This window comes from Halolamina sp. (genome assembly GCF_036626355.1).
Classification (GTDB): Archaea; Halobacteriota; Halobacteria; order Halobacteriales; family Haloferacaceae; genus Halolamina.
Map to the genome: position 1 here is coordinate 1 of NZ_JAZKRY010000085.1, position 11,989 is coordinate 11,989.

Here is an 11,989-nt window from a genome sequence, read left to right on the forward strand (position 1 = left end):
TCGAGGCTTTCAAACAGAACTTCGGTTAACCGCCCGCGGGAGAACGAGGCGCTGTCGTCCTCATTGGATTCGATCTGGCCGCCGCCCATTCGCGCATGGCCTCCTGCGCTGGCGCTGTTGATGCCCTCGACGGCATGGCCCAACGCACGACCCATGTGAACTCTGTCGTCGCGGGAGCGACCGGAGAGATGGATGACGCCAGTCCCCTCCTGCTCGCCGACCACGACGACCGCGGTCACCCCCTCGAGGGTGATGAGCTCCTCGGCGGCCTGCGGGATGGCGTCCGCGTTCGAGAGCGTTCCGACGTCGCTGACGGCGAACGAGCCCTGGATCTGCCGGCCCGCGATGGCGCGGGCTTTCACTTCGAGCGTCTCCGCGCTCACCTGGGGGTTGGCGATACGGTCGAGAGAGTCCTCGTCGACGCCGGCGTAGAGAAACGACGCCGCTTCGAAATCAGCCGCGGCGGCGCCGCTGGTGAGCTTGCGCGTGTCGGCGAGAATGCCGTAGAGCAGTCCCGTACACTCCCGCGAGGGGAGGGTGTATCTGGCGCCGATCTCGCTCTCGTGGACGTCCGGCGGGACGGGTTTACCGCCGATATCCTCGAAATACTCCGCGATGATGCTGGCCGTCGCGCCGTAATCCGTGCGGACGTCCGTGAACTCCTCGCCCGTCCCGTCACCGGGGTGATGGTCGATGACGGCGAGCGGGAGCACCCCGGATGACCCGTCGAACCCGCGCGGGCGGTTATGGTCGACCAGGACGACCGCCTCGGCGGCGAGCTCCGAGACGTGGCCGATGCGCTCCAGCTCCAGGTCGAGCACGGTGCGGAACGCGCGGTTCTCCTGGTGACGGATCTGACCGGCGAACTGGAGTGTCGGCTCACAGCCGACCTGTTCGGCCAGCCGTGCGACGCCGATGGCCGCTGCCATCGAGTCCGGATCGGGGTTCGAGTGCATCAGGACTGCCACCTGGTCCCGGTCGGCGAGAGCTTCTTTGAACCGGACGCCGACTGGTCGGCGGTAGCGGAGCAGCGCCAGGAGCGCGAGGGCCACGAGAACCACCGCAATCGCTGCATAGAGGGCTAATTCTGGGTTAGCGCGGACGAACTGCTCGGCATCGCTGACCATGTCCGCGTAGCCGGTGGTCCGCATACACCCACCTGTCCGGCTGATAGGGGAAGTAGTTTCGCCATTCCGAAACCGCCGTCGCGAACGGCCGCCGACGCGGTTCCGGACCAACCCCCAGCCGGACGCCATGACCAGTACATCCCCTGATACCGCCAAACTGCCTTTGTCGCTGCCGTCCCAAACAGAACCGTATGAACTTCGAGGAGGCTCGCGAGGAGATGGTCGAGGGGCTCCAGCGCCGGGGGCTCGTCGAGCGGGAATCGACCGCCGAGGCGCTGCGGTCGGTCCCACGTCACGAGTTCGTCCCCGAGGAACGACGCGAGCGGGCCTATCACGACAGACCGCTCCCCATCGGCGAGGGACAGACCATCTCGGCGCCGCACATCGTCGGCACGATGGTGGACAAACTGGAGCTTTCGGCCGGGGAGGAGGTGCTCGAGATTGGCACCGGCTGCGGCTATCACGCCGCGGTCACCGCCGAAGTCGTCGGTCCAGGGAACGTCTACTCCGTCGAGTATCACGAGAAGCTGGCCGAACAGGCCAGAGAGAGGTTCGACCGACAGGGCTACGAGATCGCCGTCCGGACCGGCGACGGCCACGAAGGCTGGCCCGAACACGCACCCTACGATGCCGCCTACCTCACCTGTGCGGCCAGGACGATGCCCGACGCGCTCATCGACCAGGTCCGGACCGGCGGCTACGTTCTCGGTCCCATCGGCAGCGTCCGGCAGCAGCTCGTCCGGCTCACCGTCAGGGAGGAGCGGACCGAACGCGAGACGTTCGGCGGCGTCCGGTTCGTCCCGATGCAGGGGTAGCTGCGCGGAGCCACATCGCTTTTGCCCGAATGGTCCGACGGTCCGAGTCATGCCGACCGCTGGAGACTCGGGACTCGATGTGCCGGCGCTTACCCTTCTCTGGGCTGCACGAGAGACGGGGCTGCTCGATGCACTGCTCACGGAGACGGGGAGCGCGGGCGAGGCCGCCGACATCGCGGGTGTCACAGACCGCGCCGCCCGCGTCACCGTCGATGCGCTGGTCGACCTCGGGTTCTTCTACCGAACCGACGGCGCCGTCGAGCCCACCAACCGCGCGCTCGGGCTGCTCGCGACGCGGGATATCCGCTCTATCGGCCGCGTTCCGGCCGAACTCGACCAGTTCGCCGCACTCGCGTCGCTCCCGGCGGCGATGCGGGCCGACGAGCAGGCGGCTCGAGACCAGAGCGCCGACGAGCAGCCTGGCCGGCCCCAGCGAGATAGGCAACAGCGAATCCGGCACCGACTCGGTGCCGACTACGCTGTCGATGCTCCCACCGTCCAGGCGACAGTCGACGGGATTCTCGCTGCCAACCCGGGTGCTGACCAGGTGCTCGCACTCGCTGACGGCCCGGGGCGTCACGCCTGTGAACTGGCGGAGCGTGGGCCGGCAGTGACACTGCTGGATGGACATGAGGTTATCGACGCCGTCGACCCGCTGCTCGCCGGGAGCGGTGTGGAACCGGTGGCCCGGAGCCTCATGGAGATCGACCCGGCGTCGTTCGACCTCGTCTTCCTCGTCGACGGGATGTGGCCGAGCGCGCCAGCGGAGAACCGGTTCACGCTCCGGGCGGTCGAACGCGCGCTTGCCCCAGGCGGTGCATTTGTAGCCGCCGAACCGCTCCGGGGGCGTTCCGATGCGATGCCAGCTGTTGCGGCGAAGGCGCTGGCGACTGGGTTGGGCGAACCCTACACCGAGGCGACCATCGCGGGCTGGTGTGCCGCGGCAGGGCTCGGTGAAGTCGAGGCCAGTGACGTGCCGGGCACGCCGTACCAGGCCATTGTTGCTGAGCGCCACAGCGAGGACTGAGGGACGACCCCCAATGCACCGCGGGGTTCAAATGCTCGGACCGACGAAGGGAGAATATGGACCCCGAGGTGCTCCGGGACGACATGGTCGACGGGTTGGAACATACCCTCGGTCGGCCGCTCCCGGAGCCAATCGGCGTCGCAATGCGGGAGGTTCCCCGGCGGGTGTTCGTCGACAGACCCTACGACAACCGTCCGTCGCGCGTCGATGGAACTATCGCCCTCGCCCCCGGCACCGTCGCACGACTCGTCACCGCGCTGGACCCGCGGCCGGATTCTGCCGAAGAGGCCCTCGTCGTCGGCGCCGGCGTCGGCTACACCGCCGCAGTTCTCGCGGACATCCTTGGCGGCCACCGCGTCCACGCTGTCGATATCTCGCGAAAGATGGTGTACACCGCGCGGTCGAACCTCGACGAAGCCGGCTACGGCAAGGTGCTCGTCGACTGCCGCGAGGGCTCGAACGGGCTCCCCGAGTACGCTCCGTTCGATCGGATTCTCGTCGAAGCGGGCGTCGTCGAACCGCCGACGTCGCTGCTGGAGCAGCTCGGAGAGGGCGGTCGGCTCGTGTTCCCCCGCGGCAACACCGATCAGACGCTCGTCGCCGTCACGCCAGACGAGGACGCCTCCCACGGGTACCGCGTCGTCGACGAGCGCGGTCCCGTCAGGTTCGCCCCGCTACTGGTTGAGGGCGAACAGCCCGGTGTCACCCGAAACCGGACTGTTCGCGAGGACCGCGAGCACGCCGAGCGCAGCCGGGCGAGATCGCCTGGGTGGGAGCACGAGTGGCTCGACTGGGACGAGCGGCTCTCCGGCCGCGACCGCGGAGCGAACGAACCGGAGCGCTACTCCGACCGATCTGACCGCTCGGACGAGGACCGACGGCGGTAGGGCGAGGCGTCGACGACCTGGCGAACGGAGACCCCGCGGAGTACCGGGCCGAGGAGGTGGTAGTTCGCGAACGGCGAGCGCTGAATCGGTGCCCACTGCTTGCTCTCGGCAGTTCTGGCCCCATCCCCGCCTGTTGGCGTACTGTCGACGGTATCCGTCCGACTCATTCACCAACCACCAGCACGTAGCTGTTCTCGCGCCTGTCGGCGTACTCCGTGCCTGCGGGCGGTTTCACGTCGATGACTAGTGTTCCCTCGGCCTGGTTTTCGCCAAGGTCGGGGTGAACTGTCACTGTCGCGTTGCCGTCGGCGCCGGACTCCGCTGTCACGACGCCGTCGAGACTCGCGGTCCCGCTTTTGACCACGACCGTCGCGCCGGAGACCGTGTCGCCGTCGGCGTCGATGACAGTCAGCGTTAGCTCCTGTGGCTCAGTTTCGACGACGTCGGGTACCGGGCGAACGTCGAGTTCCGTGACGGCGAGAGTGCCGATTCCTTGAACCATGTTCAGCATCACGCTCAGGCAGGCAGCCCCGACGACCAGCGAGACGACCAGGCGGACCGGAAGCCCCTCGATAGCCCGTTCGTCGCGGCTGAGAGCGACCAGGCGGACACTCAATCGCTGCCGTAGTGTGTTCGGTTCGAGCATGGGTCGGGTTGGTCCCGTTCTCCTACTTCAACTCCGGCCCGAGAGTTCAAACCGGATCAGGCGACCACCCTCCCTATGCACGTCATCGGTCGCGGTGCCATCGCTGACGAGGTTGCAGAGTGGACGTGGGACTCTCGACCGACGGGGACCGGCCATCTCGGGCATTATCTCGCCCGCGACGGCAGCCCGGGCGCGACAGTCGGTATCGACACGAACCACCCGCATGCGGCGCTGGTTGTCGGCAAGCGCGGCGCCGGGAAATCCCATACGCTCGGGGTGCTCGCGGAGGCCACCGCGCGGACGCAGGGGGTCGCGCCGGTCGTCGTCGACCCAATGGGCGCCTTCGAGGGCCTCGCAGAACAGGAGCCCGCCGATGGGGAGGCGGTTCCCGCTCGGGTCGTCGACGATCCGACGGTGCAGGCCGACGCTGTTCCGCCGGCTGCCTGGCCATCCCTGGTCGGGCTGGACCCGAGCGAGGGGCCGGGTGCGCTGGTCTGGGAAGCTGCGGCCGCAACAGCGACGCTCGACGCGATGCTCGACGCGCTCGACCGGGCCGATACGGAAAGAGACATTCGACGCCCAGCACGCAACCACCTCCGGCGGGCCCTGGAGTGGGGCGTGTTCGACCCGGCGGGACTGACGGTCGAAGGCCTGCTCGGCCCGGAGGCGACGGTGCTCTCGCTCGCTGGCGTCCCCGACGCACCGACGAGTGCTGTCGTCGCCGCAGTGGCCCGACTGCTATACGAGGCCAGAACGCAGCCGAACCCGCCCGTTCGACTCCCGTGGCTGGTTGTCGACGAGGCTCACGTCGCGGTCGACGGCGTCGCGGAACAGGCATTGCGGACGCTTCTGACGCGGGGCCGGGCACCGGGGGTCTCGCTGGTGCTCGCGACCCAGCGTCCCACGGCGCTCCCGGCCGTCGCCGCCTCCCAGGCCGATCTACTCGTCGCCCACCGACTCACGAGCGAGGCAGATATCGCGGCGCTCTCGGCGGCGAGTCCGACGTATCTGGACGGCCGGCTCCGCGACCGGCTGCCGACCGGTCGCGGGGAGGCGCTGGTCGTCGATGACGCGACAGAGTCGGTACACACGCTCAGAATTCGGGGGCGGGACACGCCGAGTGGCGGTGCGACGCCCCTCGCGAGCGAAATAGCGGAGCCGGCCATGCGAGAACAGTCAGATTGAACGGCGTGTGCGAAGCTACTCGTCTGCGACGACGCCGGGGGCCGCAACGTCCTCGCTCTCGTCGTCGTGGCGCTCGCGGGCCAGCGTCCGGCGAATGGTTCCGGCGAGAGATTCCACCCCGTCGACCCCTGAGAGTTCGGGGAGCGCTGCCTCGAAGGCTATGACGGTGCCGGCCAGGAAGGTTCCCTCGCTGGCGGGGCGACTCCCCTGGCCGCCAGCCTCGGGGTCATCGATCGCGCCGGAGCTGTGCTCCGACGGGTCCGAGGGGTCGCCTGCAGCGACGAGCATGCCGTGCTCCTCGCCGATGGCTGCGAGGGTCCGTCGGGCGACGTCGTCGAGCTTACCGGCCCGGAAGCTGAGCGTCATTGCGGCCGCGGGGTCACCGTCGTTCTGCCCCCGGAGGTGGACGTTTCGTGCCACCTCTCGCGGGGCGACGCCGGTGAGTTCGGCCGCTTCCCCGGAGTCGGCCCCGGTGCGCTCATCACCCAGGAAGTCGGCGACTGCGGCCACGTCTTTGGTCTCGGGCACGTCGTGGGTGCGGACGATGTCGGCGCCACGCTCGACCTCCATCGTCGCCGCAGCGAGGCTGACCGCCAACTGGTCCTCCGTTTCCGGCCGGTCCGCGATATCGCCGAGGAAGTCCTCGCGGTTGGTCGCGGTGAGGATGGGCCGACCGAACGCGCGGAACTCCCGGAGTCGGCGGAACATCTCCCAGTTGTCGCCGTAGGTCTTCTCGTCGTACCAGCCGCCGAAGGCGGGGTCGATGATGGTTTTCTCGGTGAAGCCGCCGCGTTCCAGCGCGGCGAAGCAGTCGTCGATGCTCCGCAGGTGGCCGGGCGACTTGATGTCCGGCGGCGACGCCATCTTGACGACGGCGGCGTCGTGGGCTTCACAGACCTCGGGCATCTCCGGGTCGGCGAAGCCGCAGACGTCGTTCACCATGTCGAACCCGTTCCCGAGCGCCTCGTCGGCCACCTCGGCGTAGCGAGTCTCGATGGACCAGACGGCCCCACACTCCGCTTCCTCGACGACTTCCAGCGCGCGTTGGAGGCGCTCCTTCTCGGTCTCCATCGCCTTCCACGGGTTCTTCGGGTTCGAGGACTGGAGCCCGACGTCGATGATGTCGGCGCCCTCGGCAACCATCTCCTCGGCGTGCGCGACGGCCTGCTCCACATCGCCCCAGGTGCTCGGGGTGTAGTTCGACTCCACGCTCATGTTCAGCACGCCCATTATTCGCGGCGGGTGGCCGTCTCCTACGGGGAGGCCGGCGACGTCGATGGGGTTCATGGTACCTGGTTCGACGGAGACGGGGTAAAGCGTGCTGAAACCGGCCCTTGCTGCGCGCTCACGGGCTCATGCTGGGACGGACGTGGAAGAGCCGATGGCTTCAAATCCGACGCGCTACGAACGCTGACAGTGACCGTCGCCGACGCGCTGGCCGACCGCAAACTGGTCGTTGTCTCGAATCGCGAGCCGTACGTCCACGACTACGAGGACGACGAACCGATAGTCAGTCGCCCTGTCGGCGGACTCGTCGCCGCGCTCGACAGCGTCGTCGCCGACGTCGGGGGGACGTGGGTCGCCTGGGGCAGCGGCGACGCTGATTTCGACCCCCGGGTGGCGCCGGAGGGCCGCGTGCAACTGCCGCCCGAGTCGGCCCAGGTGAGCGATGAGGCGGCGCCGGGCTACACGCTCTCGCGAATCGATCTCCCACGGCGGTTGGTCGAGAACTATTACTACGGCTACAGCAACCAGGTGCTCTGGCCGCTCTGTCACCTGGAGGCCCACCACGTCCGGGTCGACCCGGCGTTCATGCCAGCCTACCGCGAGGCGAACCGGCTGTTCGCCGACCGTGTCGTCGAGGCCGGCCCCGATATCGTCTGGTTTCAGGACTACCACCTCGCGCTGGCGCCCGGTCATGTTCGCGACGCTCGGCCGGACGCGCGTCTGGTCCAGTTCTGGCATATTCCGTGGCCGACCCCGGAGTTCTTCGAAATCTGTCCGCACGCCGCCGAACTCCTCCACGGGCTGCTCGCGAACGACGCCGTCGGCTTTCACCTCGACCGATACGCCGGGAACTTTCTCGACTGCGTCGACGCGTTCGTCCCCGAGGCCGAACCGAACCGAGAGGACGGGACCGTCAGCTACGACGGCCGCACCGCCGCCGTCTTCACCTCGCCCATCGGCGTCGATACGGTCCGCATCGCCGACGCCGCCAGCACGGACGCCGCGGCTCACTACTGGGACCGGGTCACCAACCGGTACGATATCGAGGCCGACCAGGCGGTCGTTCTGGGGGTCGACCGGCTCGACTACACGAAGGGCATTCTGGAGCGTCTCGACGCAATCGACCACCTGCTGGAAACCACCCCGGAGCTCGCCGAGGAGTTCACGTTTCTGCAGAAAGGGACCCGGACCCGGGAGCATATCCCAGCATACCGGCGCTACTACGACGACGTCCGGGCTCGTATCGCGGAGCTCGACCACGTCCACGGCACGTCGGGGTGGACGCCGGCGATCTATATCGAGGAGGACGCCGACAACCGGGAGCTTGCTGGACTGTATCGCAACGCTGACGTTGCGGTGGTCAGCTCCCGGCGCGACGGCATGAACCTCGTTGCGAAGGAGTTCGTAGCGGCATCCGCGGGTGCGGTGCCGGGGAATGGCGCCGTCGAGGACGCGGACACAGTTGGCAGCGTGACGACCGATGGTATCACCAGCAACGGCGGCTCTCGCGCGGGTGTCCCCGGCGCGCTGGTGGTCAGCCAGTTCGTCGGCGCCGCAGAATCGCTCTGTCCCGCCGCGCTCTCGGTCAATCCCTACGATGTGGCCGGGTTCGCCGACACACTTCGGGAGGCGCTGGTGATGACCGATGCCGAGCGTCGTGAGCGGATGGCGACCATGTCGACGGAAGTCAGGGAGAAAGATATCGACGCGTGGCTCGACACGCAGTTGGACGCGTTGATTGGGGAATAGGCTGGCAGGAAGGCCGTCGCTGGTTGAGTTGGTTCAGCAGGATTTGTCGGAGCGGGAGTTGAACCTCCTTCGTTCCGCTCACGCTGTGCGCTCCACTCTCTGGTTCAAATCCCGTCGTCAGCGGCTCGGTGAACTCGGGGTCGCTCGACACAAGCGTCTCGCTCACCGTTCGAGTTCGGCAGAAACGCCCGGAGCGGGATTTGAACCCGCGTCACAACCGTGACAGGGTTGTATGATGGGCCACTACACCATCCGGGCTTGCTACCCTGCGTTGCAACCAATCGTACTGCTGTCCTGTAAATAAGGCTTATCATCTCTCCACGGGGTGCCACGAGTCGACGTGGCGCGCGTTTCGAGATTCTTGCAAAGCCCGCGCACACGCACGCGATTTGCCAAGGGTTATATGTAGCGGATAAAAATATACCCGTAGTATCTCGTGACCGATTCTCTGAACGCCCAACACCTATGGTAGACGTAAGCCAACACGAACTGGTTCCGGAGCATACCCTGCTCGACGAGCCCGCCGTCGAGGAGGTACTCGAGGAGTACCAAGTGAAACGAACCAACTTACCCAAGATCAAACGACGCGACCCCGCACTGCCCGACGACGCCGAGCCTGGCGACGTTGTCCGTATCGAACGTGACTCACGGACGACGGACACGGCCGTCATCTACAGGCTGGTGGTCCAATAATGGACCGAGAGGACCGCCGCTCGGTTTCGCGGGAGTATTTCTCCCAGGAACGACTCGCTGAACACCACTTCCGCTCGTTCAACAACTTCCTCGACAGGGGGATGCAGGACGTCGTTGACGAGAAGGAGAGCATCGGTACGGACATCGGCGACAAGGAAGGACAGGAGCCCGTCTGGGTCGAACTCGGCGACGTCCGCATCCTGACGCCGCGGGTGCGCGAGGCCGACGGCTCGGAGGAGCTGCTCTACCCGCAGGAGGCGCGCCTCCGCAACATCACCTACGCCGCGCCGGTGTTCATGGAGATGTCCATCGTCCGCGGCGGCGAGGAGGAGCCGGAGACGGTCGTCGACCAGACCGAGACGAAGGTCGGGCGCATGCCCATCATGGTCGGCTCGAACAAGTGTAACATCAACGGCTTCTCCGACGAGGAGCTCATCGACATCGGGGAGGACCCGGTCGACCCCGGTGGCTACTTCATCGTCAACGGCTCCGAGCGCGTGCTGATGACCAGTGAGGACCTGGCCCCGAACAAGATCCTCGCCGAGCACGACACGAAGTACGGCGACGACATTCAGGTCGCCAAGACGTTCTCCCAGCGCCGTGGCTACCGCGCGCTGGTACTCTGTGAGCGGAACCGGGAGGGGCTGCTCGAGGTCAGCTTCCCCTCCGTTTCCGGCTCTGTCCCCTTCGTCACGCTCGTCCGGGCGCTCGGCCTGGAGAGCGACGAGGAGATCGTCCACCGCGTCTCGGAGGACCCCGAGATCGTGAAGTTCATGCTGGAGAACCTGGAGGAGGCCGACGTCCAGACCGAGGAAGGAGCGATCGAGACCCTCGGGAAGCGCGTCGCCTCCGGACAGGGGAAGAACTACCAGCTGAAGCGCGCGAACTACGTCATCGACCGCTACCTGCTCCCGCACCTCCACGAAGAGGGCGTCGAGGAGGAGGACGTCCGGATCAACAAGTCGTACTACCTCTGTCGGATGGCCGAGGCGTGTTTCGAGCTGGCGCTCGACCGCCGGGACTCCGACGACAAGGACCACTACGCCAACAAGCGCCTCAAGGTCTCGGGCGACCTGATGAAGGACCTGTTCCGGACGGCGCTGAACAAGCTCTCGCGTGACGTGAAGTATCAGCTGGAGCGCGCCAACATGCGGAACCGTCAGCTGACGGTCAACACTGTCGTTCGGTCCGACGTGCTGACCGAGCGGCTCGAACACCCCATCGCCACCGGGAACTGGGTTGGCGGCCGCTCGGGCGTCTCCCAGCTGGTCGACCGGACGGACTACATGGGCGTGCTCTCTCACCTGCGGCGGCTTCGCTCGCCGCTCTCTCGGTCCCAGCCACACTTCGAGGCGCGGGACCTGCACGCGACTCAGTGGGGTCGCATCTGTCCCTCCGAAACGCCGGAGGGGCCCAACTGTGGGCTGGTGAAGAACTTCGCCCAGGCGATGGAGCTCTCCCAGCACGTCGAGGACGAGCGCGAACTCAAACGCGAGCTCGACTCGATGGGCGTGGAGGGCATCCCCGGTATCGAAGGCGTCGAACGAACCACCCCCGCGGACGATTAGCATGGCAGGACAACAACAGCGACCTGCGAAGGTCTACGTGAACGGGAGCCTCGTGGGCACCCATCCGGACCCCCACGAGCTGGCAGAACAGATTCGCACATCCCGCCGCAGCGGCGAGGTCAGCGAGATGGTCAACGTCGCGGTCAAGGACCGCACCCGCGAGGTCATCGTCAACGCCGACGCCGGCCGGGCCCGTCGCCCGCTCATCGTCGTCGAGGACGGCGAACCACGGCTCATTGACGAGCACATCGAGGCCGTCGAGAACGACAACGTCGAGTTCGAGGACCTCGTCGAGCGCGGGGTCATCGAGTTCATCGACGCCGAGGAGGAGGAGGACATCCTCGTCGCCATCGACGAGGAGGACGTGACCGAGGACCACACGCACCTCGAGATCGACCCGCAGCTCATCTTCGGTATCGGCGCCGGGATGATTCCGTACCCCGAGCACAACGCCTCGCCCAGGATTACGATGGGCGCAGGGATGATGAAGCAGTCGCTCGGGCTGCCGTCGGCGAACTACCGCATCCGGCCTGACACCCGTCAGCACCTGATGCACTACCCACAGCTGTCGATGGTCAAGACCCAGACCACGGAGCAGATCGGGTTCGACGAACGGCCGGCGGCCCAGAACTTCACCGTCGCCGTGATGTCCTACGAGGGGTTCAACATCGAGGACGCGCTGGTGATGAACCAGGGCTCGGTCGAGCGCGGGCTCGCCCGGTCGCACTTTTTCCGCACCTACGAGGGTGAGGAGCGTCGCTACCCCGGTGGACAGGAGGACCGTTTCGAGGTCCCCTCCCAGGACGTCCGTGGTGCCCGCGGTGAGGACGCTTACACCCACCTCGACGAGGACGGCCTGGTCAACCCCGAGACGCGCGTCGACGAGAACTCGGTGCTGCTCGGCAAGACCTCGCCGCCGCGGTTCCTCGAGGAGCAAGACGAGATGGGCGGGCTCTCCCCGCAGAAGCGCCGGGAGACCTCCGTCACGATGCGTTCCGGCGAGGACGGCGTCGTCGACACCGTGACGCTGATGGAGGGCGAGGACGGCTCGAAGCTCTCGAAGGT

The 11,989-nt window shown here is 67.1% G+C and carries 11 protein-coding genes, 1 tRNA gene and 1 pseudogene; 8 read left to right on the forward strand and 5 right to left on the reverse strand.

The window, feature by feature from the left end:
- Positions 1–1,151 (reverse strand): DHH family phosphoesterase (locus V5A38_RS12315; RefSeq protein ID WP_332326061.1); only part of this gene is annotated, 1,151 nt, incomplete at its 3' end.
- A gap of 167 nt (positions 1,152–1,318) precedes the next feature.
- Between V5A38_RS12315 and V5A38_RS12320 the strand changes: the two genes are divergently transcribed.
- From V5A38_RS12320 to V5A38_RS12330, 3 genes are read left to right on the forward strand one after another with little or no spacing between them, the layout of a single operon-like run.
- On the forward strand, positions 1,319–1,942 hold the full coding sequence (locus tag V5A38_RS12320) for a protein-L-isoaspartate(D-aspartate) O-methyltransferase (RefSeq protein WP_332326062.1): 624 nt from the start codon (positions 1,319–1,321) through the stop codon (positions 1,940–1,942).
- A gap of 49 nt (positions 1,943–1,991) precedes the next feature.
- The gene (locus tag V5A38_RS12325; RefSeq protein ID WP_332326063.1) at positions 1,992–2,969 is read left to right on the forward strand and encodes a class I SAM-dependent methyltransferase; all 978 of its coding nucleotides are present in this window, start codon (positions 1,992–1,994) and stop codon (positions 2,967–2,969) included.
- 56 nt (positions 2,970–3,025) lie between these two features.
- Positions 3,026–3,856 (forward strand): protein-L-isoaspartate O-methyltransferase, encoded by an 831-nt coding sequence (locus tag V5A38_RS12330; RefSeq protein ID WP_332326064.1) that lies wholly within the window; start codon positions 3,026–3,028, stop codon positions 3,854–3,856.
- On the opposite strand, the gene V5A38_RS12335 is transcribed toward V5A38_RS12330, so the two are convergent.
- On the reverse strand, positions 3,811–4,023 hold the full coding sequence (locus V5A38_RS12335; protein ID WP_332326065.1) for a hypothetical protein: 213 nt from the start codon (positions 4,021–4,023) through the stop codon (positions 3,811–3,813). The two genes, V5A38_RS12330 and V5A38_RS12335, sit on opposite strands and share 46 nt — an antisense overlap.
- Entirely contained in the window at positions 4,020–4,502 is a 483-nt protein-coding gene (locus V5A38_RS12340; RefSeq protein ID WP_332326066.1) for a carboxypeptidase regulatory-like domain-containing protein, read from the reverse strand. The genes V5A38_RS12335 and V5A38_RS12340 overlap by 4 nt, the downstream gene beginning before the upstream one ends.
- Before the next feature lie 75 nt (positions 4,503–4,577).
- On the opposite strand from V5A38_RS12340, the gene V5A38_RS12345 reads away from it, so the two are divergent.
- On the forward strand, positions 4,578–5,687 hold the full coding sequence (locus V5A38_RS12345) for an ATPase (protein WP_332326067.1): 1,110 nt from the start codon (positions 4,578–4,580) through the stop codon (positions 5,685–5,687).
- A gap of 15 nt (positions 5,688–5,702) precedes the next feature.
- On the opposite strand, the gene folP is transcribed toward V5A38_RS12345, so the two are convergent.
- Complete coding sequence (folP, locus tag V5A38_RS12350) at positions 5,703–6,974, reverse strand: dihydropteroate synthase (RefSeq protein WP_332326068.1); 1,272 nt, start codon at positions 6,972–6,974, stop codon at positions 5,703–5,705.
- A gap of 129 nt (positions 6,975–7,103) precedes the next feature.
- Between folP and V5A38_RS12355 the strand changes: the two genes are divergently transcribed.
- Positions 7,104–8,663: a trehalose-6-phosphate synthase gene (locus tag V5A38_RS12355; RefSeq protein WP_332326069.1), complete on the forward strand. Its 1,560-nt coding sequence runs from the start codon at positions 7,104–7,106 to the stop codon at positions 8,661–8,663.
- A 185-nt stretch (positions 8,664–8,848) separates the two neighbouring features.
- On the opposite strand, the gene V5A38_RS12360 is transcribed toward V5A38_RS12355, so the two are convergent.
- A tRNA-Asp gene (locus V5A38_RS12360) sits at positions 8,849–8,921 on the reverse strand.
- Positions 8,922–9,128: 207 nt separating this feature from the next.
- On the opposite strand from V5A38_RS12360, the gene V5A38_RS12365 reads away from it, so the two are divergent.
- The 3 genes and pseudogenes from V5A38_RS12365 to V5A38_RS12375 all read left to right on the forward strand — a co-directional run.
- Positions 9,129–9,356 (forward strand): DNA-directed RNA polymerase subunit H, encoded by a 228-nt coding sequence (locus tag V5A38_RS12365; RefSeq protein ID WP_332326070.1) that lies wholly within the window; start codon positions 9,129–9,131, stop codon positions 9,354–9,356.
- Positions 9,356–10,924, forward strand: coding sequence for a DNA-directed RNA polymerase subunit B'' (locus V5A38_RS12370; protein WP_332326071.1), 1,569 nt, complete (start codon positions 9,356–9,358; stop codon positions 10,922–10,924). The genes V5A38_RS12365 and V5A38_RS12370 overlap by 1 nt, the downstream gene beginning before the upstream one ends.
- A gap of 1 nt (position 10,925) precedes the next feature.
- Positions 10,926–11,989: pseudogene (locus V5A38_RS12375) on the forward strand (DNA-directed RNA polymerase subunit B); the annotation flags it as partial.